Genomic DNA, 26,506 nt, shown 5'->3' with positions numbered 1-26,506 from the left:
TGGTGTCGGTGGGGCCGTTTATGCTGCACACGATGATCACGTGGGGCCACGGGAGGGTGCGGCATGTTGGGGAAGCTGTTCGGCAGGGGTGCGGAGAGACCGGTGGCGGATCCGCACGCCCTTCCCGTTCCACGCAGGCAGAAGAACGGGACGTACACGCTGCGCGCGCTCGGGGACACGCGGGTGCTCGCGCTGGTCGAGGCGGCCGACGCGGGTGACTGGGAGGCGGTCAAGGCGGCGCTGGTCCCCTTCGATCTGGGCCGCGACCACCAAGTCCTCGCTGAACTGGCCGAGTTGGACGGGGTGCAGGACTGGATCGGGCGGGCCGTCGAGGAGGACAAGGAGCATCGGGCGACGGCCCTGCTGATATCCGGGACGCGCCACATCAACTGGGGCTGGGAGGCGCGCACCGCCGACCGTGCCGTGAACGTCACGCAGGAGCAGTGGCGGATCTTCCACCAGCGCCTCCACATCGCCGAGGAACAGCTTCTGGAGGCCGCCGAGTTGCGGCCCGAATGGATCACGCCGTGGCGCCGTCTCCTCACCTCCGGGCGCGGCATGTCGCTGGGCCCCGCCATCACCGAGACCCGGCGGGACGCCGCATTGCACCGCGACCCGCTCGACCTGGAGACGCACATCGAGTGGGTGTCGCAGCTGCAGCCTCGCTGGAGCGGTGAGCCGGGACGGGCGATGACGTTCGCCCGCGACGCCTTTGCCGATGCGCCCGACGGGCATCGTCTCGGCTGCGTGATCGCCATGGCCCACATCGAGGAGTGGGTGGAGTCGGACAAGCAGGACCATCTCGACACACCCCGGACCCAGGACGAGCTGAGGGAGGCGGCCCAACGCAGCATCCTCCACCCCGCCTACGAGCGGCGCCCGGGCTGGCAGGAGGACTTCAACATCTTCGCCATGGCCCTCGCTCTGTCGACCGAGAGCATCGTGGCCCCGCGCGTCTTCCACGAGCTGGGCGGCGCCTACACCCCGTGGCCCTGGAAGTACATGGCACAGCCGGAGAAGGCGTACGCCCGCTTCCGGCGCCACGCCTGACTCCGCCCGCCCCGCCTGCCACCGATCACTCACCCCGGACTGCCTGATGACTCTGCCCGACACCCCTCTGAGCCCGGCCGCCGCCGACCGCACCTTCCAGGTCGATCTGCGTGGCCTCGTCGACCTCCTCTCCCATCACCTCTACTCCAGCCCCCGCGTCTACCTGCGTGAACTGATGCAGAACGCGGTGGACGCGCTGACCGCCCGGCGCCGCCTCGAACCCGCCGCACCCGCCGACGCGTTCGGCATCCGCCTGTACGCCGACGGTTCGGTGGTACGCGTCGAGGACGACGGCGTCGGTCTCACCGAGGCCGACGTGCACACCTTCCTCGCCACGATCGGCCGCAGCAGCAAGCGCGCGGAGAAGATCGCCGAGCAACGCGGCGACTTCATCGGCCAGTTCGGCATCGGCCTGCTCTCCTGCTTCCTGGTCGCGGATGAGATCCACGTCCTGAGCCGCTCCGCCGGCCATCCCGACGCTCCCGCCGTGGAATGGCGGGGACGCGGCGACGGCAGCTACACCGTCCGCACCCTGCCCGCCTCCGCCCGCCCCCGGCCGGGCACCACCGTCACGCTGACGCCGCGCGCCGACGCGGGCGAGTGGACCCGCCCGGCACAAGTGCACGCCCTGGCCCGGCACTTCGGCTCCCTGCTCCGCCACCCGGTGACCTTCGACGACGGCACGGGCGGCCAGGGCGCGCCCGTCAACCCGGAGGCGGCCCCCTGGACGCGTACGTACCCCACACCGGGAGCCCGCTCCCGTGCGCTGGCCGCGTACGGCGAGGAGGTCCTCGGGTTCACGCCGCTGGACACCATCGAGCTGGACCTGCCGGCCGTGGGCCTGAAGGGCATCGCGTGCGTGCTGCCCGAGGCGGTGCCGGCCGGGCGCCGTCACGGCCACCGCGTGCACGTCAAGGGCATGCTGCTGTCCGAGCAGGCCGAGGAGATCCTGCCCGAGTGGGCCTTCTTCGTCCGCTGCGTCGTCGACGCCGAGAGCCTGCGCCCGACGGCGTCCCGCGAGTCCCTGTACGAGGACGACACGCTCGCCGCCGTCCGCGACGCCCTCGCCGAGCGGCTGCGCGGGTGGATCGCCCGGGCCGCCGCCAGCGACCCGGACCTGCTCTCCCGCTTCCTCCAGGCCCACCACCTGGCCGTGAAGTCGCTCGCGGTGCACGACGACGAAATCCTGCGGATGCTGCTGCCCTGGCTGCCGTTCGAGACCACCGACGGGCACTCCACCCTGGACGAGTTCGCGCGCACCCACCGCACCGTGCTCGTGACGTCCAGCGTGGAGGAGTTCCGGCAGGTCGCGGCGATCGCCTCGGCCGCCGGGCTCGGCGTCGTCAACGGCGGCTACACCTACGACCGCGAACTGGTCCACCGGCTGCCCGAGATCAGGCCCGAGGTCAGCGTCGCCGACCTCGATCCGGCAACCCTCACCGCCCACCTCGACCCCGTCGACCGGGACACGGAACTGGCTGCTGCGGCCTACCTCGCCCAGGCCCGTGACGCCCTCGCCATCTTCGACTGCGACGTCGCGCTGCGCACCTTCCAGCCCGCCCACGCACCCGCACTCCTGGTGGACAGCCGCGAGGCCCGGCACGAGCGCACCCGCTCCCAGCTCGCCCGTGAGCAGGACGGCGGCCTGTGGGGCGACATCCTCGGCGCCCTGCGCCAGGAGGCACCGCGGGCCCAGCTGATCCTCAACCAGCTCAACCCACTGGTCCGCACCGCCGTCGCCATCGACGAGCCCGAGCTGGCCCGCACCAGCGCCGAAGCCCTCTACGGGCAGGCCGCGATGCTGTCCCGGCGCCCGCTCAGGCCCGCCGAATCGAGCCTGATCAACCGCTCCTTCCTCGACCTTCTCGCCCACGCCCTCCGCAAGGACAGCTGACGATGCCGACCGCACCCCATCCCCAGAACACGGCCGAGCTGTTCCAGGCGCTCCAGGAGAACGACCGGCGCCCCTACGGCCGTACCCGCACCGTCACCGCCGAGGAAATCGTCGACGCCGCCGAGCAGCTCGAGGAGCCCGTCCCGCTCATCCACGCACTCCTCGAACTCCAGGAGGCGTACACCTACGGCTCCGAACCCCGGAAGTCGCCCGTCGTCTTCGCCCGACTGCTCACCCTCTTCGACGAGCAGCCCGACGTCTTCGACGAGCGCCTGCACCACATGCTGTTCTGGCGGTTCAAGTGGGTGTCCAACGCCCTGCGCGCGATGCCCGAGATACCGCTGGCCAGCCTGCGCCAGTGGCTGACGGAGATGCGCGACCGCTACGAGAAGGCCGGCCTCGGCCTCCAGCCCTACTACGGACAGGCGTACCAGCTCGCCGCCCACCTCGGCGAGGACACCACCCTCGCCTACGAGCTGTGGGCGGGCCGCACCCGCACCAGGCTCAGCGACTGCGAGGCCTGCGAGATCTGCGAACGCGCCCTGTACCACCTCACCGCGGGCGACGACGAGCGGGCGCTGCGCACCTGGGAGCCCGTCCTGGCCGGTAAGGATTCCTGCCAGGAGGAGCCGACCCGCTCCCTTTCGTACGCGCTGCTGCCCCTGCTGCGCACCGCCGGCGCCGACCGGGCACGCGAACTGCACCTCGTCGGCTACCGCGGCTGCCGCCGCAACCCCGGGATGTCCACGGCAGTCGGCCGGCACCTGGAGTTCTGCGCGCTGACCGGCAACGAAGCACGCGGTCTGGAACTGCTCGCCGAGAACCGGAACCTGTTCGACGAGGTCGAATCGCCGCTGGACCTGCTCGGCTTCCTCACCGGCGTGGAGGTCCTCCTCCAGCGCGTCGAACTCCTCGGCCACGGCGAACTGCCCGCAGCCGGGTACGCGGGCCGCACCTGGACGGTGGCCGGCCTGCGCGCCGAGGTGCGCAAGCGCGCCGACGACCTTGCCGCCCGCTTCGACGCCCGCAACGGAACCGCGGCCCACTCCGACCGCCGCACCGCCCGCCTCGACCGTGCCCCGCTCCTGGACACGCTGGACCTGACCCTGCGCACCCGCACCCTCGACGACGTGGCCCCGGCCGCCCCGGTTGCCGAGCCCGCCGCCCGTACGACCGACGCCCTCCCCGAATCCCTCCCGGAACTCATCCTCCGGGCAAGGACGTTGGACGAGCAAGGGCACCCGGACGCACAGGTCTGCTGGGCACGGCTGCGCACGCTCGTGACCGCCCGCGACTACACCCACCCCGACGATCCGGCCGTGGGCCCGCTCGTGCGGCTGCGCGCGGACCTGCTGGCCGAAGAGGCGAGCCGGGAGGGAGAGAAGGACGAGTTCGCCGACGCCGCCGCCCTCCACGAGGAGGCGGCGGGCCTGTACGACGACGCAGGAGAGCCGGGTCACGCGGCCCTCTCCCGAGGCTGCGCCCTGCTCGCCACCGCAGAGATCCCCGCGGAGGGTGCCGACGGAGCCGAGGCGAAGGCCGCCGCACTGACCGCCGCCCACGCGTCCATGGTCCGTCTGCACGAGGAGACGCCCGGACTCCCCCCGTTCCAGGAGGCACGACTGATGCGGCTGCGGGCGACCATGCTCGGCCTGCGCCTGCAGACCTCGGGGAGCGACGAGCACGTCGCGCCGGTCCTCGCCGAGGTGGACCTGCTGCACGCTTTCGCCACCCGCCACGACGTCGTCGGGCAGATCTCCGGCGCCCTGCTGCTGCGCGCCAGCACCTACGCCATCTCCGGCGACCTGCCCGCCGCGGTCACCGAGATCGACGCCCTCCTCGACCGGCTGAAGGCGCAGGGCCCCGCCTGGCACCTGCCCCGCGTGCTCGGACTGCGCGGCCGTCTCCAGCTCGGTCTCCAGGACGCCCAGGCCGCGCACACGGACCTCACCGAGAGCTTGCGCCTGGCAGCCGACTGGCCGACCGACGCGGTGAGTACCACCCGCATCCACGGTGATCTGGCCGAGGCCTGCATCCGCCTGGGCCGCCCCGACGAGGCACTGCGGCACCTGACGCGCTCGGCGGAGCTGGATCTTCGCCGCGGCAGCCGGACGGACGCGTTCTGCACCTACAGCAACGCCGCCCAGCTCAGCCTCGACCTCGGCCGCGTCGAGGACTGCATCGCTCTGCTCGACTCCCTGCTGGCCGAACCGGACGTCGCCGCCGGAGAGGTGGACGACCGGCTCGTCGCCCAGCTGCGCCTGACCCGCGCCCGCGCGCTGCACACGGGGGAGGACCTCAAGGCCGCCACGGCGGAGTTCGTCACCCTGGCGGCCGAGTCGTCCGGCTGGGAGGACGACCCAGGGAGCCACGCCCTGATCGCCGCGGAGACCGCCGTACTTCTCAGCGAGTCAGGCGAGTTCGGCCGGGCCCGCGAAGTCGCGGACCAGGCACTCGCCGCCCACGCCCGGGCCCCGCAGTACGAGCAGCTCAGCAACTGCCTGCGCGAACTCGCCCGCCTCCAGGCCCAGCAGCGGGGCCCCGACGGCCTGCCCGACGCCCTCGCCTTCCTCGCCGACGCCGGCCGGATCGCCGACGAGGCCCGCGCCGCCGAGTACGAGGCGCGCGGCCGCGCGCTGGACACGGCCCTGGCCTACGAATACGGGCGGGTCAACGCCTACGCCCGTGAGTACGAGGACGCCCTGACCGCCCTGGACAAGGCCCTCGCCCTGCTCGGCGAGCCGGGACGGCAGGACGCCCGCGTCGGCGAGTGGGCCGAGTGCATCCGCCTCGCGGGTGTCGTGGAGGGCATCTACCTGGAACGCCCGGCCCCCGCCCTCACCCGTCTCGACGCGGCGGCCTCCCACCTGACCGCCCTGGGCCACACCGAGGAGACCGAGCCGCTGACCTCCTTGGCGGCCCAGCTGCGCGACGAGGAGTGACGGCGTGGCGCCGCCGCCGGCAGCTACGGATGCATGTCCCGGCGGCAACAGACTCGCCGGAGGGGGCTGAAAGGCCTTGACGGGGGAACTCGGGTCTCTGCGGCACGGATGGGTGCCGCACCCCGAGGGAAAGAGAAACTCGTGTACATAGGTCTGGGTACCGTCGTCGTCATCATTGTCATCGTCGCTGTCGTCCTGCTGCTGCGCCGCCGCTGACCCGTGCCCCTCGTCCCGCACGATCGGCCATGACCACAGCCCGCCCCGGATTCCCTCACCAGGATCCCCGGGCGGGCATGGTCACGATCGGTGGAGGCCGGTGGCGGTGCTGTGAGAGCTGCGCGGCCTGCTCGTCGCATCGAGCCCGTGCACACTCCTGTCCGGGGCTCGGCAGGCGCCGGCCCCCTCGCCAGGCAGCCGTCCGACGAGCCCGTTCGGCCCGCTGGACACTGCCAGGTGGCAACAGCGGTGGAAGGGTAGGAGTTCGGGCTGCTGGGGCCACTGAATGGCCGTCATGACGGGTGTGAGCTGGAGCTGGGCAGCCCGCTGCAGCGTGTGGTCCTGGTCCGGCTGCTGCTCGGAGAAGGACGCCAGTGCGACCTCGACCACCTCATCGACGCGCTGTGGGAAGAGCCGCCGGGTAACGCGGTGCGCTCGGTGCATCAAGGAACACGCGACCATGCCGGATGCAGTCAGCTCGAAGCCGGACGTCCACGACATGGGGGTGCTCATGGGTCTGGAAGCCCACCACGTCAGCGAGGACGAGTTCCTCTGGCCCCGGCTCGCGGCACGGACGGCGGGGCGGACCGAGGTGATCGCGCGCATGGAGGAACAGCACCACCGGCTAGAGGAGCACCATCCTGCCGTTGGCCGCCGAATATCTGAGCGTCGCCGAAGGGGAGGAAATCGGCGAGATCAGCCTGGCGAAGCTGGCCAAGAAGCATCTGCTGCGCACCTTCAGCGCGTTGACGGCAGTGGCAACTCCCGAAGAGCAGCTGGCGCTTCGCACCAAGGCACCGCTGCCCGCCCGCCACCTGTGGCCTCTGTCCGGCCGCCGCTCAAACGCCCGCCGGGAGGCCCGCCTGCACGGGGCACGACCCGGACGACCTGACCGGTGGGTCGGATCGCTCGGGGGTTCCTGCTGATGGGGTCGGGGGCGTAGCTTTTCCTTGAGTTGATCGAGGAAGGGTCACGTGGACAGCAGCCGCCGTGAACGGGCAGAGAAATTCGTGGAGTTGCACCGAGAGGGCTGCTTCCTGCTGCCCAACGCCTGGGACGTGGGCAGCGCCCGCGTCCTGGAGTCGGCCGGCTTCCCCGCGCTGGCGACCACGAGCGCGGGGGTCGCGTTCTCTCTCGGACGGCCGGACCACGACTTCTCCGACGAGGACGAGAAGGCGCCGGACGGCAGGGTCGACCGCGAGACGATGATGCGTCGGGTGCGCGAGATCGCCGAAGGCGTGACGGTGCCCGTGAGCGCGGACCTCGAAGACGGGTACGGTGAGGCGCCCGACACGGTGGCCGCCACCCTCTCGCTGACGCTCGCGGCGGGCGCCGTCGGCGGCAACATCGAGGACTTCACCGGCGACCGCACCCGGCCGCTGTACGACGAGGCGCTCGCGGTGGACCGTATCCGCGCCGCCCGGGCCGCCGTGGACGCCGACGGCGAGCCGTTCGTTCTGGTCGGCCGCACCGACGTGCTCCTGGTCGGCGGTGGGCTCGACGAGTGCGTACGTCGGGCCAACGCCTACCTGGCGGCCGGGGCGGACTGCGCGTTCGTCCCGGGCGCCGCCGATGCCGCGACCATCGGCACACTGGTGCGCGAACTCGACGGCCCGCTCAACGTGGTCATGGGGCTGACCGGAAACACGCAGACACTGGCCGACCTGCGGGGGCTCGGCGTACGCCGGGTCACGGTCGGCGGCAGCATCGCCCGCGCCATGTACCACCACCTGTTGCGCGCCGCACGGGAACTGGCGGACCTGGGCACCTTCTCCTACGCCGACGACCAGCTCTCCCAGACGGAGCTCAACCACCTCTTCCGGCGGCCCTGAGGCCCGTGGCCGTCCGAGGCCGGGCGAGCGGCAGGTACCGCCCCGAGCTGTGCCGGCGCGCGGCTGTCGTTTACGCCGCCGGGAGCGGGCACACGCCGGAGACGCCTACCCTGCTTTCCACCCAAGGTGGCACCGTGACTTCCTCCGTGAACGGCCCCGAAGCAGCTGCCGCAAGCGCGGGAACACCGGAGGTCATGGACGATCTGCCGTGGGTCGAGGAGGGAGTCAAGGTCGCTCCCCGCCGGCGCGTCCGTGCCGTCTGCCCGTAAGCGTCGGCGGACCGGTTCAGGCAGGCAGCGTACGGGAGTTCAGGATCCTGGCGGTGAAGGCCGCCAGGTGAGCCCGCATCTGGTCGCGAGTCAGCCGCTGTTGGCCGACGAGATATTCGACGAGGTCGGCGCGGACGGCGGAGAGCAGCGCGTGCGCGGTGAAATCGGTGTCGGTGAGTCCGGGGATCCGGTCGAGCGCGGCCTTGAGTGTGCTGTGCCATTGCTCGTAGTGCTCTGCCTGGTAAGGGCTGCTGTCGCCGCCGGTTCCCTCCAGCGCCAGGGCGAGGTGGCGGTGGTCGAGCTTGAAGCAGAGGACAGCGTCGAGGAGGGCGGGTACGCGCTCGACCGGCGGGGCGGCGGGCCCCAGAGGTGGTGGCCCCTCCTCGACCGCGAGCCTGATGGGTGCGAGCCGCAGCTCGTAGAGCGCGTGGATCAGGCCCGTACGGTCGCCGAAGCCGCGGAAGAGCGTCGCCTTGCCGACGCCGGCCGCTGCCGCGATGTCGGCCATGGTCACCGCCTCGGGGCTCTCGCAGTGGGCGAAGAGGGTGTCGGCAGCCGCGAGGACAGCCTCGCGGTTGCGAGTGGCGTCCGATCGTGGCTTGCGTTCGGGCATGTGGTTCCTCCGGTTGCAAAGCGGACCGCGGGTCCGTATCGTCGGTCTCAGTGAAGCGGACCCAGGGTCCGCATTCTACGGGACGGAGCACCCCATGAGTACGAACACCGCACCGGCGGACCTGTACCGCCGAGGCCTGCAGCTACTGCTGGACAAGGACATCCCCGCCTGGGTCGGCCTGTGGGACGAGGACGGGATCCTCGAGTTCCCGTTCGCGCCGGAGGGCTGGCCGAAGCGGCTGGAGGGCAGGACGGCCATCGCCGAGTACATGCGTGGCTACCCCGACCACATAGACATGCACGACTTCCCCGACGTCGAGATCCACCAGACTCTCGCCCCGGAGACCATCGTGGTCGAGATGCGCGGCGTGGGCCGCCTCGTGGACACCGACAGCCCCTTCGACATGACCTACATCGCCGTGGTCACGGTCAAGGACGGTCTCATGACCAGCTACCGCGACTACTGGAACCCGCTCGCCGTCCAGGATCCCGCCACCCACTTCGCCGGGAGCAACCGATGAACGCTGCCGAGGAGTTCACCCTGGTCATCGGAGCCACCGGTACCATCGGCAGCCGCGTCGCCGCCCGGCTGGCCGCCGAGGGCCGGCGCGTCAGGGCGGCGAGCCGACGTGCCACCCCCGTGGACGGCGCTTCTCCCGTGCGGTTCGACTGGGACGACCCCACCTCCTACGAGGCCTCTCTCGCCGGCGCGGACCGGGTGTATCTCATCCCGCCGCTCGGTGCTCCGGACCCGGCAGCCGTCATGCTGCCCTTCCTCCGGCAGGCCCGCGCCGCGGGTGTACGCCGGGCGGTGCTCCTCAGTTCGTCGGCGATCCCCGCCGGCGGCCCCGCCGTGGGGCAGGTTCACCAGGCGCTGCCCGGCCTGTTCGCCGAGTGGGCCGTCCTGCGGCCCTCGTGGTTCATGCAGAACTTCACCGGCGACCACGCGCACGCCCGGACCATCCGGGCGGACGGGACCATCCGAACGGCAGCCGGCGAGGGCCGCGTCGGATTCGTCGACGCCGACGACATCGCCGCGGTCGCCGTCCACGCACTGACCGGGGCGCAGGCCCCGAACACCGACCTGCTCATCACCGGGCCGGCAGCGCTCAACTACAGCGGCATCGCGGCCGTACTCACCGAGGTCACCGGCCGGACCGTCACCCACAGCCGACTGACCTACGAGCAGATGCGCGACCGGCTGACCGCCGACATGCCCGTCGAGTTCGCCGCGATGCTCGCCGGGATGGACCGGGCCATCGCCGAGGGTGCCGAGGACCGCACCACCGACACGGTCCAGCGCCTCACCGGCCGTCCGCCGCGCAGCTTCCGCGCCTTCGCGGAACGGGAGTTGGGCCGACTCCGGGTCTGACATCCCCGGTCCACGGACAACGGCGGCCACCGCGAAAACCTCCGCCGAAATCGCCCGTCCTCAACGGATGGCCGGGCGCGCCAAGAGCTCGGTGACCTGCCGGCGGACCACTTCCCAGGCCGCCGCGTGAAGTCCGCCGACAGCCGTACGGCGCAGAGTGTGGAGGACCTCTTCGGTATCGGCGTCACACACGGCGCTGTCGCTGAGTACCTCGTAGCCGTCGCGGACGGCGACGCGAAGGCGGGTTCGTCCGTCGCCGTCGCCATGCACAGCCGTCGCGACGACGAGGGGCGGCGGCCCACCCGCCTCGCCGGGCTCCTTGTAGTACGCGCTGGCGATCGGTTCGCGCCAGCGGAGGCCGAGCAGCAGATGGCGCTTGGCCAGCACCTCGGCCAGGTCCGTCTCATAGACGTTGTCCGGTTCCAGGACCGTCGCGCGGGCGTCCAGGACGAGTGCCGCGGGCAGCAGACATCGCAGCGTGCTCCCGACGATGTTGCCGCCGACGGTGGCCGTCCGGCGCACCGCTCCGGTTCCCACGGAGGAGGCTGCCCGGCGCAGCGTCTCCGGCAGCTGATCGTCGATCCGGTTCAGCACCACGGCCGCGCCCAGCGCCTCGCGGCCGATCGCGTTGGCCTCCGGCAGGTCGCGCAGCGACAGGGCCTGTTCGGGGAAGCCGTCCCGCTGCCAGGTGGCCCACACCAGAGTCGCCCCGCCTATCGGCACCGCCCCTTCGGCCATGCACTCCTGTGCTTCGGACAGGGACGTGGGCAGACGCAACAGCACGGTGGCCGACCTGCCTTCCTGGAAGTTGGGGGTTGAGATAGGCGCTACCTCAACCGCAAGACCGTTGGCATCGCGCATTTTCCCCGCGCCCGCGGGGGCGCGTACAGGGCTCACTCCTGCACGGGGCTCTCCTGGCGTGCGGGCCCGCGGTACGCCGCCGTTGACGGCGTCAGCGGCGGGCACCGGTGCGCGTACCGAGCGGCTGTCCGAGCCGCAGGTTCCAGCGTCCGGAGCGTCCGCTGACCTCGGTCGCGGTCAGCGGCGGTACGTCGAGCCGCCAGAAGGCCGCCTGTGGCGCCTTGAGGACCGTGACCACCACGGCCCGTACGATCTCCGGCTCCACCACGGCGAGGGTCCTGCCCGTGACCTCCGCGGACGCGTCCAGCCACCCGGCGACCCGCTCGCACAGGTCCCGCACCGATTCCCCGCCGGGCGGTGCCGCGGCCGGGTCCGTCAACCAGCGGGCCATCGCGTCCGGTTCCGCGCCGCCGACCTCGTCGAGCGTCCGACCCCGCCAGCGGCCCATGTCCGGAGCACGCAGCCCGGGTTCGTCCCGCGCGGCGAGCCCGAGGGCCGACGCCGTTTCCCGGCAGCGCACCGTCGGGGAGACCAGCACCCGGTCGGCAGTGGGAAGGGTGCCGGCGGCGGACTCGGCGCGTGCGGCGCCACTCGCATCGAGCGGGCTGCCGTCGTCGAACCGGGCCTCGCGCAACGACCGGTTCATCGCCGGTGAGATGAATGTGACGCGGCTGGTCACCACTTCGCTCCTGTTCTCCGTGCCGGGGGACGGGCACGTGCTTGGGCTACGACATCACAGCCACGCGCCACCTGTACGCCGAGCACCGACCGGGGACGGCCGAGAGGGAGCCGGAGCACTCCCTCTCGGCCGTCCCCGGCGGAGTCAGGATCCTGTGAGCTCGGCGCGGACCGTCCGGGCCGCCGCGACCAGGTTCTCCAGGGAGGCGCGGGTCTCGGGCCAGCCGCGGGTCTTCAGGCCGCAGTCGGGGTTGACCCACAGCCGCTCGGCGGGGATGGCCTCAAGTCCCTTGCGCAGCAGGGCCGCTGCCTCGTCCGCGCCCGGTACGCGCGGGGAGTGGATGTCGTAGACGCCAGGTCCGGCTTCGCGGGGGTAGCCGTGTCCGGCCAGTTCGCGGGCGACCTGCATGTGTGAGCGGGCGGCTTCCAGGCTGATGACGTCGGCGTCGAGGTCGTCGATGGCCTGGACGATGTCGCCGAACTCGGCGTAGCACATGTGGGTGTGGATCTGTGTGTCCGGACGCACACTGCTGGTGCTGAGCCGGAACGCCTCGGTGGCCCACGCCAGGTAGGCCGGGCGGTCGGCCGCTCGCAGCGGGAGCGTCTCGCGCAGCGCGGGCTCGTCGACCTGGATGACCGAAGTGGCCGCCGCTTCAAGGTCGTTGACCTCGTCGCGCAGGGCGAGGGCGACCTGGCGGGCGGTGGCGCCGAGCGGCTGGTCGTCGCGGACGAAGGACCAGGCGAGCATGGTGACCGGCCCGGTGAGCATGCCCTTGACCGGCTTCTCGGTCAGGGACTGGGCGTACGTCGTCCAGCGCACCGTCATCGGCTCGGGGCGGGAGATGTCGCCGGCCAGGATCGGCGGGCGGACGTAGCGGGTGCCGTACGACTGGACCCAGCCGTGCTGCGTGGCGAGGTAGCCGGTGAGCTGTTCGGCGAAGTACTGGACCATGTCGTTGCGTTCGGGTTCGCCGTGCACCAGGACGTCCAGGCCAATCTTCTCCTGGAAGGAGATCACCTCGCCGATCTCGGCCCTGATCCGCTCCTCGTACCCGGCGCTGTCGATCCGCCGCGCGCGCAGGTCGGCCCGCGCGGTGCGCAGTTCGGCGGTCTGCGGGAAGGAGCCGATGGTGGTGGTCGGCAGCAGGGGCAGGCCGAGGTGGGCGCGCTGGGCGGTGGCCCGCTCGGGGTACGGCTGGCTGCGGCGGGCGTCGGCCTCCGTGACGGCGGCGGCGCGGGCCCGTACGGCGGGGTCGCGGGTGATCGGCGAGCGGGCGCGGGCGGCCAGGGCGGCCCGGTTGGCGGCCAGTTCCGCGGTGATGGCGTCGGTCCCGAGGGTGAGGCCCTTGGCGAGGGTGACGATCTCGGCGGTCTTCTGCCGGGCGAAGGCGAGCCAGCCCAGGATCTGCGGGTCGATGTCACGCTCGGCGGCGGCGTCGAGCGGGACGTGGAGCAGCGAACAGGAGGCGGTCACGTCGACCTGACCGGCCAGGCCCAGCAGGGTGCCCAGCGTGGCGAGTGACTTCTCCAGGTTGTTGACCCAGATGTTGCGTCCGTTGACCACCCCGGCGACCAGGCGCTTGCCCCGCAGACCGCCCACGGCGGCGAGCGCGTCCAGGTTGGCGGCGGCCGCGTCGGTGAAGTCGAGGGCGAGCCCGTCGACGGGAGCCTTGGCGAGCACGGTCAGGGCGTCGCCGAGCCGGTCGAAGTACGAGGCGACCAGCAGCTTCGGTCGGTCGGTGAGCCCTCCCAGATCGCGGTAGGCGCGTTCGGCGGCGTTCAGCTCGGCCGGCGTACGGTCCTGGACGAGGGCGGGTTCGTCGAGCTGTACCCAGGTGGCGCCCGCGGCTCGCAGGTCGGCGAGGGCCTCGGCGTACACGGGCAGCAGCCGGTCGAGGAGGGTGAGCGGGTCGAAGTCCGCGGCCACGCCGGGCGCGGGCTTGGCGAGCAGGAGATAGGTGACGGGGCCCAGCAGGACCGGGCGGGCGGTCAGGCCCAGGGAGAGGGCTTCGCGGAGCTCGTCGACTTGCTTGGTGGAGTCGGTGGTGAAGACGGTGTCGGGACCCAGCTCGGGCACCAGGTAGTGGTAGTTGGTGTCGAACCACTTCGTCATCTCCAGCGGCGCCACGTCCTGCGTGCCGCGCGCCATGGCGAAGTAGCCGTCCAGGGCGTCGGTCACGACGGCGGTCCGGTGGCGTTCGGGGATCGCACCGACCATGACCGTGGTGTCCAGGACGTGGTCGTAGTACGAGAAGTCGCCGGTCGGTACCTCGTGGACGCCGGCCCCCGCCAGCTGCTGCCAGTTGGTCCGGCGCAGGTCGGCGGCGGTGGCACGTAGGGCGTCGGCGATGACGCGGCCCTTCCAGTAACCCTCGATCGCCTTCTTGAGCTCCCGGTTCGGGCCCTGGCGGGGGTAGCCGTACACGGTGGCCTGTGCTGCCGCGGCTGCGGTCCTGGTGGTCACGGAAATCTCCTTCGCGAGATGAATCCCTGAGATCCCGGAGACGGGACGAGAGCGCGAAGGGGTGACACACCGAACGCGACGATCCTCGCGCGGAAAGGCACGATCGTCCGTCTGGATATGTACGCCGACCCGCCCACGAGGTCACCGGGATGTCCGCGCACGATGGGTCACGCACGGGCAGCGGGCAGGTCTTCGGACTTGTGGGCGCGTCCTCCGAAGGGCGGACACCTACTGGCCGTCGCTTCCCAGTCCCTCTCGGGTCCAGTGCGTATGACGGCGGTCGTTCCCACTCACCGCTGCGGGGCAGTCCCGGAGTTCCACCGGGTTCCCTCTTACGACGCCTCCCGCCTGGCGGACGGGGCGAACCAGCTGCACAGACCAGCCTAAAGGGCTTCGGGCGACCGCGGGGACAACGCCCACATGCCGGATGGTGGGACGAGACATGCCGTCCCTGCGATCCGAGTCGGGACCGGGCGGCCGCCTCGCCGCGGGTTTTGCCTGACGTTGGTTGCGGGAGTCGGCCATTGGCGCTCCTATTGTCGCCGTTCGCCGCACGTATCGCCGAGTTTCACACAGGGGCCATGAGGCCCTTCCTTGTCGTTCGGTGCTCTTGCAACACTCCAATCGCACATGTTCCAGCAGCAGCCCGGCCACCCGGTCATCCCGCAGTTCCGTCGTTCGGTGGTTCGGTAGTTCCGTTGTTTCCGTCAGGACAAGAGGTCACCCAACCCATGCCTCAAGTGAATCGGCGCCGCTTCCTCCAGGTCACCGGCGGCACCGCGGCGCTCACCGCGCTGTCCAACAGCATCGAGCGGGCCGCGGCGCTGCCCGCGCACCAAGGCTCCGGCACGATCGACGATGTGGAGCACATCGTCGTCCTGATGCAGGAGAACCGTTCGTTCGACCACTACTTCGGCTCGCTCAGGGGTGTCCGCGGCTTCGGCGACCCCCGTCCGGCCACGACCTCGGGTGGCAGGTCGGTCTGGCACCAGTCGGACGGCGCCAAGGACGTGCTCCCCTTCCGGCCCGACGCCGACGACCTGGGCCTGCAGTTCATCCAGGACCTCCCGCACGACTGGAATGACGGACACGCCGCCTTCAACAAGGGCAAGTGCGACAAGTGGGTGCCCAGTAAGTCGTCGACGACGATGGCGTACCTGACGCGCGAGGACATTCCCTTCCACTACGCACTGGCCGACGCGTTCACCATCTGCGATGCCTACCACTGCTCGTTCATCGGGTCCACCGACCCGAACCGCTACTACATGTGGACGGGCTACACCGGCAACGACGGCACCGGCGGCGGCCCGGTCCTCGGCAACGACGAGGTCGGCTACGACTGGACGACGTACCCCGAGCGCCTCGAAGCTGCCGGCGTCTCCTGGAAGATCTACCAGGACATCGGCGACGGCCTGGACGCGAACGGCTCCTGGGGCTGGATACCCGACGCCTACCGCGGCAACTACGGCGACAACTCGCTGCTGTACTTCAACAAGTACCGCAACGCCAAGCCCGGCGACCCGCTCTACGACAAGGCGCGCACCGGCACCGACGCCCGCAAGGGTGAGGGCTTCTTCGACCAGCTCAAGGCCGACGTACAGGGTAAGAAGCTGCCGAAGATCTCCTGGATCGTCGCGCCCGAGGCCTTCACCGAGCACCCCAACTGGCCCGCGAACTACGGAGCCTGGTACATCTCCCAGGTCCTGGACGTGCTCACCTCCGACCCCGAGGTGTGGGGAAGGACAGCGCTGTTCGTCACGTACGACGAGAACGACGGCTTCTTCGACCACCTCGTACCGCCATTCCCGCCGCAGTCCGCCGCGCAGGGCAAGTCCACCGTCGACGTCGCGCCGGACCTCTTCGCGGGCGACGCGAGCCACACGGCGGGCCCCTACGGGCTGGGCCAGCGGGTGCCGATGCTCGTCGTCTCGCCCTGGAGCAAGGGCGGTTACGTCTGCTCCGAGACGCTCGACCACACCTCCATCATCCGGTTCATGGAGCGCCGCTTCGGAGTGCACGAGCCCAACATCTCGCCCTGGCGGCGGGCGATCAGCGGCGACCTCAGCTCGGCCTTCGACTTCGCCCACAAGAACGCGTCGCCGGTCACGCTGCCGGACACCGACGGCTACGAACCGCCGGACAACGACCACCACCCCGACTACGTGCCGACCCCGCCCGCGAACCCCGTCCTGCCCAAGCAGGAGCCCGGCTCGCGGCCGGCCCGCCCGCTCAAGTACGAGCCCGCGGTGGACGGTTCGGCGGACGCGGCGGCCGGCAAGTACACGCTCACCTTCGGCTCGGGCGCCGAGGCCGGCGCCGTCTTCCTCGTCACGTCCGGCAACCGCACCGACGGCCCCTGGACCTACACGACCGGGGCCGGCAAGAAGGTCGACGACAGCTGGAACTCGGCGTACTCGAACGGTTCGTACGACCTGACGGTGCACGGCCCCAACGGCTTCCTGCGCACCTTCGGGGGCCCGGGCAAGAAGGCCGGACCCGAGGTCACCGCACGACACGTCGGCGACAACGTCGAGCTGACCCTCACCAACAAGGGCCCCGGAACGGTCAACCTGAAGGTGAGCAACGGCTACGGCGGCCGACCGAAGTCGTTCAAGGTGCGGTCGGGCGCGAGTGTGCAGCGCACGTTCGACCTGTGGGCGAGCAAGCGCTGGTACGACCTGACCGTCGTCTCCGACGCGGATGCGAGCTTCCTGCGCAGGTTCGCCGGACATGTGGAGAACGGGCGGCCGGGCGTGAGCGACCCGGCGATCGTGACCGACTGAGGGGAACGGGCGGTCACGGCCCCTCCGTGACCGCCCGTTCCATGGCGGTTCTACAGCGCGGTGAGATGCCCCGCGTTCGGTTGCTGCGGCAGCAACGAGGGTTCGTACGCCGCCGACTGGGGCTCAAGGGCCAGCACCGCGGCGACCGGATGGTCGTCGACCGGCAGCGGGGGCCGTGGCGTCGAGCGGGACAGCGTCACCACACCCCAGGCCGCGATGCCCGCTCCCACGAGGGCCAGCAGCACACCCGCCGCGCCATCCTGGAGCCGTTCGCCGAGCAGGGACAGGCCGATCACCGCGGCAGCCACCGGATTGGCGAGCGTCACCACGGCGAGCGGCGCGCCGAGGCCGCCCCGGTACGCGGTCTGCGACAGGAACAGTCCGCCCACCGCGAAGGCCGCCACGAGCACGGCCACCACGATCACCTGGGCGCTGAGCAGCGAATCCGAGCGGTCGGTCGCGGCCACCGTCACCGTCTGGGTGAGCGCCGAGGCGACGCCGGAGGCGAATCCCGAGGCGGTCGCGTGCCGCAGCCCCGGCCGTGCGCCCCGGCGCGCGAGGGCGCCGATCAGTACGGCGGTCGTGGCGGCGACGCCCAGCGCCTGCGGCAGGCTCAGCACGTTGTCGGGCGCAGGACCGGACGCCGTGACGAGCAGCGCCGCCAGTCCGGTCAGGGTGAGCGCGGTGCCACGCCACTCGACCGCGCTGACCCGTCGCCCGGCGACCCGCGCACCCAGCGGCACCGCCGCCACCAGGGTGAGCGCCCCGAGCGGCTGCACCAGCGTGAGCGTGCCGAACTTGAGCGCGGCGACATGCAGCAGCGCGGCGGACGCGTTCAGCGCGACCGACCACCACCAGGCGCCGCTGCCCAGCAGCCGCAGCACACCGGAGTCCGAGCTGCGGGACGCGAGCCGCTCCTGTGCCACGGCCGCGGCGGCGTACGCGACGGCCGAGAACAGCGACAGGACGACGGCGGCGACCGTGGCGTTCATCGGCCGGCTCCCACGAGCTCCGGTATGTCCCGTACGGCGTCATCGGCAAATTCCTGTGTACGCCCCGCCGTTGTCGTCGTCCGGTGCGGCAGGTGGATCACCGAAAGGGCGATGCCGAGCAGCGCGGCCGCCACGATCGCGTCGAGCCAGTAGTGGTTCGCCGTACCGACGATCACCAGCAGGGTGATCAGCGGATGCAGCAGCCACAGCCAGCGCCACCGGGACCTGGTCGCGGCGATCAGACCGATCGCGACCATCAGGGCCCAGCCGAAGTGCAGCGAGGGCATCGCCGCGAACTGGTTCGCCACCGCATCGGTCGCGGGGTGCGCCCCGTACACCGTGGGCCCGTACACCTGTCCGGTGTCCACGAGCCCCGCGGCCTTCAGCAGCCGCGGTGGCGCGAGCGGGAAGAAGAGATGCCCCACCAGAGCGGCGCCGGTGACCATCGCCAGGACGCGGCGCGCCCATACGTAGTGGGCCGGGCGCTTCAGATACAGCCAGACCAGGAAGGCCACGGTCGCCGGGAAGTGGACGGTCGCGTAGTAGGTGTTCGCGATGTGCACCAGGGTGTCGCTGTGCAGCAGCACGCCCTGTATGTCGCTCTCGCTCGGCAGATGGAGGGCGCGCTCCCAGTCCCACACGCGGTCCGCGTTGCGGAAGGCCTCGGCGGTGTGACCGGCGGCCAGTTGCCGCCCGATCTTGTAGACGAGGAAGAGGCCCACCACGAGCAGGAGCTCGCGCAGCAGCGGCGGGCGTGCGGCGGTGTCGTTCGGCGGGTGCGCCACTTTCTCGTACGGTTCGGCCCGGCCGGGCGCCGCGTCGGTCTCCGGTTCGGTTGCGGATTCTGCAGGCTCGGTTCGGGAATCCATCCCCCGGCCCCCTTGCTGACGGTATTGCGTGGCGTGGTGCGTGGTGAGCCCAGGACAAGGTCCACTCCATGCCGGTCCACTCGACAACGGAGTGGGTCCTGTCCAAGGCTCATCGATACGCCAGTGTACCGATACGAGAGTGTACCGATACGCTTCCGTTCCGGTACAGTGGCGTATCGATTAGGCTGTGTGAGACGGACCACCGAACCCCACCGTGTCGATCCGACCGAGCGAGGAGAAGAGCATGACGTCGCAGGCCGCGGACGGACCGGAGACGGTCGTCGCCTCGCGCCGCTCCAAGATCACGCCCGAGCGTGAGCAGGAGTTCTACGACGCTGTGATCGACCAGCTCCGCGAGTGCGGCTATGACGCCTTCACCATGGAGGGCGTGGCGGCGAGCACCCGCTGCAGCAAGTCCACGCTCTACCGGCAGTGGAAGACGAAGCCCCAGTTCGTGGCGGCGGCGCTGCGCGCCAACCGCTGCCCCCGGTTCCTGGGTATCGACACCGGCTCACTCGCCGAGGATCTGCGCGCCGCGGCGCGCGCCGCCGGTGAGTGGTCGGGCCGGGACACGCAGCTGCTCCAGGCGCTCGGCCACACCGTGATGGCGGACGAGGAGCTCCAGCGGGCCTTGCGCGAAGCGCTCGTCGAGCCCGAGGTCGCCGCGCTGAGGGGGATGATCCAGCGCGCGGTCGACCGAGGTGAGATCGCCGCCGATCACCCCGCGCTGGAGTTCATTCCCGCGCAGGTCATCGGTGTGATGAGGGTCCGGCCCGTGCTGGAGGGGGAGTACGCGGACGCGGCTTATCTCACACAGTTCGTGGAGGCGGTCGTGATTCCGGCCCTCGGCCTGACCTGAGACTCAGGCCGCCGTCCGCGGGATGACCGGACGTCGGCCTGCGCGCGCCGCACCGTGGGGACGGGGGCGGCGCGAACCCCCGGCCGGGTGGGGTTCCTCCTGAGCGGAGGGGCACCCCACCCGGCCGAACTACTTCCTGATCCTCTTCCGAGTCCGGCGCGATCCGCCGGGCAGGCGGTACGGCCCTACACGCCCTGCCCGCTGCCGGTCCCGGACGCCACCTTGATGCCCTTCGTGATGACGTCGATCACGTCCTGCTTCTGACTGACGTCGACGCCGAAGCGGATCACGACGAGCTGCTTGGCATTGAGGGGGGAGGGGAAGGCGAGCGACTCGACATAGCCGTCCTCGCCCTTGCTGGTGACCGCCTTCCAGCGGACCAGGTAGCCCTTCTGCCCGGCCACGGTGACCGCCTTGGAGGCGAGTACCTCGTGCGAGGTGATCTCGCCGTAGGACTTGCCGCCGTAGGACTCCTCGGCGTTCTTGGAGATGTCCTCCTTCGCCGCCGCCTCGGCCGTGGTGGCCTTCAGCTCCAGCGCCACCGCCGGAGCCGAGTACAGGCCGCCTGCGGTGCACGTCGCCGTGGTGTCACCGGGGCACTTGTAGGAGTCGTCCGAGGTCACCGCGGCGCCCACCGTGATGCTGGAGCCGGTCCAGCCGTCGGGCACCGGGATGCTGATGCCGTTGACCGGGTCGGTGGCGAAACCGTCCTCGGTCTGCTGCGGAAGGGGCTGACCCGGCGGCGCGGTCTGGCCGCCGGAGCCGCCACCGGGGCCGCCACGGGGGCCGCCGCTGGGGCCGCCGCTGGGGGCGTCCGAGGGACCGCCCGAACCGCCCGGGAACCCGCCGGGAGTTTGGGAGTTGGCGGTGTTGCCGCTGCTGCTGTCGTTCTTCGTCAGCGCGTACACCCCACCCCCGATGCCGGCGAGGACCGCTATCGCCACGGCGACGGCTATGCCCGTGCGCATCCCGCGCCGCGGCGGACCCGGCGGATAGTCCGGATACGGTCCGGTGGCCGGCGGGTGCCCCGGGGGACCCCATGCGGCGGCCGACCCGACGGGCCGGGTCTGGTCCGTCCATGTCTCCCCGTCCCACCAGCGCTCGGTGGCGGGAATGTCATCTGTCTGCCCGGGGTCGGGATACCAGCCGGGAGGAGTCACCTGCGTCATGGTGCCCACCGTATGAGGCCTGAGTGAAAGACGGATGAGAGGGGCCGGGCAAGGTTCATTTCAGGACCAGCCGGAGAGGTGTCCGGTCCGCTCGTGGCGGCAGCCGCAGCCAGTCCCGCCCCGGCGTGAGGGACCCGAGCACGCTGGGATGACGGGCCCCGGTGCTCGCCGGATCGGAGCCCGCGAGGCCGTGCAGGGTCAGAAACCCGAGCACGGCGAAGGCGTACGCCTCCTTGGCGGCCGAGGGCAGGCCCAGCGCGTCGGAGGTGCGCAGCGTGACGCCGGGGAGTTCGGCGCCGAGCATCGTCATGAGTACGGGGTTACGGGTGCCGCCGCCGGAGGCGATCACCTCGGTGGCCCGCACTGAGCGCACGGCATCGGCGACGGTGCGGGCGGTGAGCGCGGTGAGTGTCGCGACGACGTCCTCGCCGGTCAGCGTCCCGAAACCCGTCAGTGCGTCGCGCAGATAGCCGAGGTGGAACAGCTCCTTGCCGGTCGTCTTGGGCGTGGGCAGCCCGTAGTACGGCTCGGCGAGCAGGCGTCGCAGCAGCGGGCCGTGGACGGTGCCGCGGGCGGCGAGCGCGCCGTCCACGTCGTGGTCGAGGCGGCCGCCGCTGAAGCCACGCGCCGCCGCGTCGAGGAGCGCGCACGCGGGCCCCGTGTCGAAGGCGGTGCCGTCCGGCGCGGTGAGGTTGGCGATACCGCCGAGGTTCAGTGCCACCGGTGTCCCGGGCCTGCCGCGCAGCCACAGCAGGTCGAACAGGCTGACCAGGGGTGCGCCCTGCCCGCCGGCGGCGATGTCACGTGGCCGGAAGTCGGCGACCACAGGCAGCCCTGTCGCCTCGGCGATCCAGGCCGGCTGCCCGAGCTGGAGGGTCCCGTGCACCCGCCCGTCCGCCACCCAGTGGTAGACGGTCTGCCCGTGCGAGGCGACCAACTCGGCCTCCTCGTTGCACAGTTCGCGGTCGGCACGGACGGCTGCCGCCGCGAAGGCCTGCCCGATCCGGGTGTCCAGGCGGCACACCTCGGCCAGGTCGGTCGCGGCGGGCGGAAGCGCCGCCGCCAGCGCGTCGCGCAGCTCGCGGGCGTACGGCTCGCTGACGAACCCGAGCGGCCGCAGTACGAGACCGTCCTCGTCGAGGGTCAGCTCGGCGGCCGCCGCGTCGATGGCGTCGTACGATGTGCCGGACATCAGGCCGATCACCCGCACCTTCTCAACTCCCTTGCTGATGCTGTCCCTTGGGCAGTGTGGCCAGCGCCAGGACGCTGACGGCGCAGGTCGCCCCCGCGTAGTACCCGGGAATGTCCACGTTCCCCGTCCGTTCGATCGTCTCGGTGATGATGAGCCCCGCGCAGCCCGAGAACACCGCATTGGACAGGGCGTAGGCGAGTCCCAGGCCCGTGTGGCGGACGCTCGTGGGGAACATCTCGGAGAGCATCGCCGGTCCGGGCCCGGCCATCAGCCCGACCACGGCACCCGCAAGGAACACGGCGACACCTTTCACGGTGTTCGAAGTCCCGCTGTCCTGAAGGACGTTGAGCATCGGGATCGCCAGCACGGTGACCAGAACGGCTCCCGTGAGCATCACCGGGCGCCGTCCGATCCGGTCGCTGAGCAGACCCGCCGGGATGATCGTGGCCGCGAAGCCGAGGTTGGCGACGACGGTGGCGAGCAGCGCCTGCTGGAAGGTGGCGTTCAGGGTGCTCTGGAGATAAGAGGGGAGCACGACCAGGAAGGTGTAACCGGCCGCCGCCCAGCCCATGACGCGCCCGGCGCCGAGCGCGATCGCGCGGGCCAACTCCCGCCCTGTCGGACGCTCTTGGTGCTGCTCCCGTTCGAAGGCGGGCGTCTCGTCCAGCCGCAGTCGCAGCCCCAGCGCGCCGAGGCCGAGCGGCAGCGTCAGCAGGAAGGGGAGCCGCCAGCCCCAGTCGCCCAGCTCCTGTGCGCCGAGCACCGTGGCCAGCAGCGCCGCGACCCCCGCGCCGGCCAGCAGCCCCAGCGCCACCGTGAACGACTGCCAGGACCCGTACAGCCCGCGTCTGCCCGGCGGCGCGAACTCCGTCATCACCGAGACCGCGCCCCCGAACTCCCCGCCCGCGGACAGCCCTTGGAGGACTCGCAGGAGAGTGAGCAGCCAGGGAGCGAGGGCGCCGACAGTGGCATAGGTGGGCAGCAGGCCGATCAGGGTCGTCGCGGCCGTCATCAGGACGATCACCAGGATCAGCACCGGACGGCGCCCGATCCGGTCGCCGAGCCGTCCGAACAGCGCGGCGCCGACGGGCCGGAAGAAGAACGCGAGTGCGAAGGACGCATACGTCTTCACCAGAGCCTCGACCTCGCTGCCGCCCTCCGGTGTGAAGAACCGCGCCGCGATGATCGTGGCGAAATAGCCGTAGACCCCGAACTCGTACCACTCGATGAAGTTCCCCACGGAGCCCGCGAACAGAGCTCTGCGGGACTGCCCGGGCGGAGAGGCGCGCAGGTCGGAGTCGTGCGCGGGGGCGCTCATGCCGGTTCCTCCCGGGGCGCGCCGGGGCCGGATGGCCGCGGCGGGACGGCGGAGACTGATGGTGGAAAATTAGTTTCAGTTCGGGGGTGGTTGACTGTCAATAATTTTCACCCGGGCTGGTCGGAGCGTCGGCGCGTCGCCTGCGGAACCCCGCCGTCACTCGTCTCGGCAACAGCTGCCCGGACCCGCCGACATGACGGCTCCGAGAGGGCTACGCTCATTGCCTGTACGTCGTTTGGGCGACCTGGGGAGGTAGCGGGATGACGGAGGCTGGGCCAGGAATGGCCGCCTCGGCTCCCCTGTGGGAGCGCGACGAGGAAGTCGCCACGCTCGAACAGGCGATCGGCGCCCTGCGCGCGGACTCCGCCACGCCGGGAAGCCTGCTGGTGTTCAGCGGTGACGCCGGCTTGGGCAAGACGGCACTCCTCGCGGAGGCGCGCCGGATGGCGGAGAGCGCCGGCTGCGCGGTGTGGTCGGCCCGCGGCGGCGAGACCGTCACGTCCGTTCCCTTCAATGTCGTACGGCAGCTCCTGCAGCCTGCCCTGGTGTCGCTGCTGCCCGAGGAGGCGCGCGAATACCTGGGCGACTGGTACGACATCGCGGGACCCGCGCTCGGCATAGCGGAACCGGGCGACCGGCAACCCGACCCGCAGGGCGTCTGCGACGGCCTGGTCGCGGCCGTGCGACGGCTGGCCAAGCGCGAGTGGCCGCTCGTCCTCCTCGTCGACGACGCGCACTGGGCCGACCAGGAGACCCTGCGCTGGCTGGCCGCGTTCGCCGAGCGCCTCGACGACCTGTCCGTCCTCATCGTGGTGGCCCGCCGCCCGGGCGGTGTGAGCGGTGTGAGCGCCGGTCACCTGGACACCATCGCCGCCGCGGCCCGGCCGACCGCCACCCTGAGCGCGCTGACCCCGTCGGCAGCCGAAGGACTGACCCGTGCCACGGTCGGCGAGCACGCCGACAGCCCGTTCTGCCGCGAGGTCTGGGCGGTCACCGGCGGCAATCCGTACGAGACCGTCGAGTTGCTCGCCAAGGTCCAGGACAGCGGGCTCGATCCGGTGGAGGCCACGGCCGCCGAACTGCGCGCCCTGAACCGCTCGGCCCGCGGCCGTGGACTCGTCGCCCGCCTCGAAGGACTCGGCATTGACGCCACCCGGTTCGCCTGGGCGGCCGCGATCCTCGGCACCGGAATCTCCCTCGACCTGGCCGCCCACCTCGCCGGAATGCCGGCCGAGGAGGCAGTGCGCTGCGCCGAACTGCTCGGCGTCGCCCGCATCCTGACCAGGACCGAGCCAGTGAACGGCCGGGTTCCCGAAGGCGACCTGGAGTTCGTGCACCCGCTCATCGCCAGCGCGGTCTACCGCTCGATCCCGGACGCCCTGCGCACCGCGATGCACGGCCAGGCCGCCTGGGCGGTCACCGACTCCGGGCGAGGCGCCGCGGCCGCCTCCCGCCACCTCCTCGAAGTGCACCCGGACGAAGACCCCGAACTCGTCGAGCAGATGCGCGAGGCCGCCCGCGAACACCTCGCCGTCGGCGCGCCCGACGCGGCCAGGCGCTGTCTGGAGCGCGCACTGGCCGAACCCCCGCGTCCCGACGTCCACGCGCGCGTGCTCTACGAACTGGGCTGTGCCACGCTCCTGACCGCGCCCGCCAGGACGATCGGCCATCTACGGGCCGCACTCGACAGGCCCGGCCTCCAGGGCGACCTCCGGGTGGACGCGGTCTTCCGCCTCTCCCAGGCACTCCTCCACAACGATCAGCTGGAAGAGGCCGTCCGCACCGTCGACGCGGAGGCCGCACGGCTCGATCCCGGCCCTGCCCGGATGCGGCTCCAGGCCGTGCACTACATGTGGGAGGGCATCCACGCCGGCGAGGACCAGGCCTCGGGACGCTCCAGCGGTCTCGCCGAACTCGCCAGGACCTGCACGGGCCGCGACAACTCCGAGCGTGCGCTGCTCATACTGCGCGGCTTCGACGCGATGACGCGCGGCGAGAACGCGGAGGAGGTCGCGGAACTCTGCGACCGCGTCCTCGTCAACGGCCGCCTCGCACCGGGACTGGGCTGGACCGACACCGAATGGGGCATCGAACTCCTCCTGATGCTGGGCAGCGCGTACGCCTACGCCGACCGGCTCGACCGCGCCGAGAGCCTGTTCAGCGAGGCCCTGCACGCCTATATGAAGGCCGGCTGGAGCGGCGGCCATCTCGCCCTGGCCAACGCCTACCTCGGCCTCGCGCACCGCAGACGGGGCCGCCTCGCCGACGCGGAGACCTACCAGCGCGAGTCGCTGCGCCTCGCCGAGCGGGTCGGGCGCGGGCTGCCCCTGTACTGGTCCGCGACCTGCGGGCTCATCGACACACTGCTCGCCCGCGGCCACCTCCTGGAGGCGGAGGAGATCGCCGAGGAGTACGGCTTCGCACCGCCTTACCCCTCCACGATCGTCCTCCCCGACATCCGTTCCGTACGGGGCCGGCTGCTGTGCGCCGTCGGCCGTACGAAGGAAGGCGTCAACGAACTGGAGGCAGCCGAGAAGGCCGCCGCCGCACGGGGCCACCACAACACGGTGCTCGCGCCCTGGGCGGGCGACCTCGCCCGCGCTCTCGCCACGGAGGACCCGGCGCGCGCCGCAGCACTGGCTGCCGAAGCCCGCCGCCAGGCCGAGCGTTTCGGCACGGACACGGCCATCGGTGAGGCCCTGCGCTGCGCGGCGGCGCTGGAATCGGGCCAGCGCGCGGTACGGCTCGCCGCCCAGGCGGTCACCTATCTGGAGGCCTCCCCCTGCCAGTACGAGCACGCGGCGGCCCGCGTCGAGTACGGCATCGCCGCTCGGTCGGTGTCCGAGCTCAACAAGGGCCTGACACTGGCGCGTTCATGCGGCGCGGACGGATTGGTGGCACAGGCGGAGCGGGCGCTCGACGGCATCTAGGGGGTGTCGTTCGGATCGCCTCGGGTCCGCGACGCCTGGCACGGCAGCTGGCCGCGTCGTCGCATCACCCGAGTACGGCCCAGTACCCGGGGTCATGCTCCGCCTTGCGATGCACCGCACCATGCGCCGCGGCCTGATCCGAAGTGATCCGAACGACACCCCCTGGGCGCGGGCGTCGGCCCTAACCGGCGAGCAGTTGCTCGG

Annotated in this window: 20 protein-coding genes, 1 pseudogene and 1 riboswitch; of the genes and pseudogenes, 12 read left to right on the top strand and 9 right to left on the bottom strand. The window is 71.6% G+C overall.

Annotated elements, in window-relative coordinates; all coding sequences use genetic code 11:
• The first annotated feature begins 63 nt into the window (after positions 1-63).
• The 7 genes and pseudogenes from ACFWP7_RS36810 to ACFWP7_RS36780 all read left to right on the top strand — a co-directional run bounded on the left by ACFWP7_RS36810 (position 64) and on the right by ACFWP7_RS36780 (position 8,203).
• Positions 64-1,050: a hypothetical protein gene (locus tag ACFWP7_RS36810; protein ID WP_384391012.1), complete on the top strand. Its 987-nt coding sequence runs from the start codon at positions 64-66 to the stop codon at positions 1,048-1,050.
• Between the two features lie 46 nt (positions 1,051-1,096).
• Entirely contained in the window at positions 1,097-2,944 is a 1,848-nt protein-coding gene (locus ACFWP7_RS36805; RefSeq protein WP_384391009.1) for an HSP90 family protein, read from the top strand.
• A 2-nt stretch (positions 2,945-2,946) separates the two neighbouring features.
• Entirely contained in the window at positions 2,947-5,886 is a 2,940-nt protein-coding gene (locus tag ACFWP7_RS36800) for a hypothetical protein (protein ID WP_384391006.1), read from the top strand.
• A 502-nt stretch (positions 5,887-6,388) separates the two neighbouring features.
• Positions 6,389-6,682, top strand: a pseudogene (locus ACFWP7_RS36795) (hypothetical protein); the annotation flags it as partial.
• 67 nt (positions 6,683-6,749) lie between these two features.
• Positions 6,750-7,028, top strand: a complete 279-nt coding sequence (locus ACFWP7_RS36790; RefSeq protein WP_384391059.1) for a hypothetical protein — start codon at positions 6,750-6,752, stop codon at positions 7,026-7,028.
• A 48-nt stretch (positions 7,029-7,076) separates the two neighbouring features.
• Complete coding sequence (locus ACFWP7_RS36785) at positions 7,077-7,934, top strand: isocitrate lyase/phosphoenolpyruvate mutase family protein (protein WP_384391003.1); 858 nt, start codon at positions 7,077-7,079, stop codon at positions 7,932-7,934.
• A 134-nt stretch (positions 7,935-8,068) separates the two neighbouring features.
• Positions 8,069-8,203 (top strand): hypothetical protein, encoded by a 135-nt coding sequence (locus ACFWP7_RS36780; protein ID WP_384391001.1) that lies wholly within the window; start codon positions 8,069-8,071, stop codon positions 8,201-8,203.
• Positions 8,204-8,219: 16 nt separating this feature from the next.
• Here ACFWP7_RS36780 and ACFWP7_RS36775 read toward each other — a convergent pair whose 3' ends face one another.
• Positions 8,220-8,816, bottom strand: coding sequence for a TetR/AcrR family transcriptional regulator (locus ACFWP7_RS36775; RefSeq protein ID WP_384390998.1), 597 nt, complete (start codon positions 8,814-8,816; stop codon positions 8,220-8,222).
• 94 nt (positions 8,817-8,910) lie between these two features.
• On the opposite strand from ACFWP7_RS36775, the gene ACFWP7_RS36770 reads away from it, so the two are divergent.
• Complete coding sequence (locus tag ACFWP7_RS36770) at positions 8,911-9,336, top strand: nuclear transport factor 2 family protein (RefSeq protein ID WP_384390995.1); 426 nt, start codon at positions 8,911-8,913, stop codon at positions 9,334-9,336.
• The gene (locus ACFWP7_RS36765; RefSeq protein WP_384390992.1) at positions 9,333-10,187 is read left to right on the top strand and encodes an NAD(P)H-binding protein; all 855 of its coding nucleotides are present in this window, start codon (positions 9,333-9,335) and stop codon (positions 10,185-10,187) included. The genes ACFWP7_RS36770 and ACFWP7_RS36765 overlap by 4 nt, the downstream gene beginning before the upstream one ends.
• A gap of 60 nt (positions 10,188-10,247) precedes the next feature.
• Here the strand turns inward: ACFWP7_RS36765 and ACFWP7_RS36760 are convergent, their stop codons facing one another.
• The 3 genes from ACFWP7_RS36760 to metE form a co-directional block, all read right to left on the bottom strand.
• Positions 10,248-10,970 (bottom strand): FAD binding domain-containing protein, encoded by a 723-nt coding sequence (locus ACFWP7_RS36760; protein ID WP_384390989.1) that lies wholly within the window; start codon positions 10,968-10,970, stop codon positions 10,248-10,250.
• 169 nt (positions 10,971-11,139) lie between these two features.
• Positions 11,140-11,727: a histidine phosphatase family protein gene (locus ACFWP7_RS36755; RefSeq protein WP_384390986.1), complete on the bottom strand. Its 588-nt coding sequence runs from the start codon at positions 11,725-11,727 to the stop codon at positions 11,140-11,142.
• A gap of 144 nt (positions 11,728-11,871) precedes the next feature.
• Positions 11,872-14,190 (bottom strand): 5-methyltetrahydropteroyltriglutamate--homocysteine S-methyltransferase, encoded by a 2,319-nt coding sequence (gene metE / locus ACFWP7_RS36750; RefSeq protein WP_384390983.1) that lies wholly within the window; start codon positions 14,188-14,190, stop codon positions 11,872-11,874.
• 165 nt (positions 14,191-14,355) lie between these two features.
• A riboswitch (cobalamin riboswitch) is annotated at positions 14,356-14,575 on the bottom strand.
• Between the two features lie 346 nt (positions 14,576-14,921).
• Here metE and ACFWP7_RS36745 point away from each other — a divergent pair.
• On the top strand, positions 14,922-16,973 hold the full coding sequence (locus tag ACFWP7_RS36745; protein ID WP_384390980.1) for a phosphocholine-specific phospholipase C: 2,052 nt from the start codon (positions 14,922-14,924) through the stop codon (positions 16,971-16,973).
• A 50-nt stretch (positions 16,974-17,023) separates the two neighbouring features.
• Here the strand turns inward: ACFWP7_RS36745 and ACFWP7_RS36740 are convergent, their stop codons facing one another.
• Positions 17,024-17,965 (bottom strand): DMT family transporter, encoded by a 942-nt coding sequence (locus ACFWP7_RS36740; protein ID WP_384390977.1) that lies wholly within the window; start codon positions 17,963-17,965, stop codon positions 17,024-17,026.
• Positions 17,962-18,834: a phosphatase PAP2 family protein gene (locus ACFWP7_RS36735; protein ID WP_384390974.1), complete on the bottom strand. Its 873-nt coding sequence runs from the start codon at positions 18,832-18,834 to the stop codon at positions 17,962-17,964. Before ACFWP7_RS36735 ends, ACFWP7_RS36740 begins: the two co-directional genes overlap by 4 nt.
• A gap of 244 nt (positions 18,835-19,078) precedes the next feature.
• Here ACFWP7_RS36735 and ACFWP7_RS36730 point away from each other — a divergent pair, with 244 nt between their 5' ends.
• Positions 19,079-19,693 (top strand): TetR/AcrR family transcriptional regulator C-terminal ligand-binding domain-containing protein, encoded by a 615-nt coding sequence (locus ACFWP7_RS36730; RefSeq protein WP_384390971.1) that lies wholly within the window; start codon positions 19,079-19,081, stop codon positions 19,691-19,693.
• Between the two features lie 185 nt (positions 19,694-19,878).
• Here the strand turns inward: ACFWP7_RS36730 and ACFWP7_RS36725 are convergent, their stop codons facing one another.
• The 3 genes from ACFWP7_RS36725 to ACFWP7_RS36715 are packed head-to-tail and all read right to left on the bottom strand — an operon-like array spanning position 19,879 to position 23,372.
• Positions 19,879-20,862 carry a DUF2510 domain-containing protein gene (locus tag ACFWP7_RS36725; RefSeq protein ID WP_384390968.1) on the bottom strand — a complete coding sequence of 328 codons (984 nt, stop codon included), beginning with the start codon at positions 20,860-20,862 and terminating at the stop codon, positions 19,879-19,881.
• A gap of 55 nt (positions 20,863-20,917) precedes the next feature.
• Positions 20,918-22,072 carry an anhydro-N-acetylmuramic acid kinase gene (locus ACFWP7_RS36720; RefSeq protein WP_384390965.1) on the bottom strand — a complete coding sequence of 385 codons (1,155 nt, stop codon included), beginning with the start codon at positions 22,070-22,072 and terminating at the stop codon, positions 20,918-20,920.
• A 4-nt stretch (positions 22,073-22,076) separates the two neighbouring features.
• On the bottom strand, positions 22,077-23,372 hold the full coding sequence (locus tag ACFWP7_RS36715) for an MFS transporter (RefSeq protein WP_384390963.1): 1,296 nt from the start codon (positions 23,370-23,372) through the stop codon (positions 22,077-22,079).
• 260 nt (positions 23,373-23,632) lie between these two features.
• Here ACFWP7_RS36715 and ACFWP7_RS36710 point away from each other — a divergent pair, with 260 nt between their 5' ends.
• Positions 23,633-26,302, top strand: a complete 2,670-nt coding sequence (locus tag ACFWP7_RS36710) for an ATP-binding protein (protein ID WP_384390959.1) — start codon at positions 23,633-23,635, stop codon at positions 26,300-26,302.
• Positions 26,303-26,506 lie beyond the last annotated feature (204 nt).

It is taken from the genome of Streptomyces sp. NPDC058470 (genome assembly GCF_042721055.1).
Classification (GTDB): Bacteria; Actinomycetota; Actinomycetes; order Streptomycetales; family Streptomycetaceae; genus Streptomyces.
This window is presented reverse-complemented; position numbering and strand designations above follow the sequence as displayed.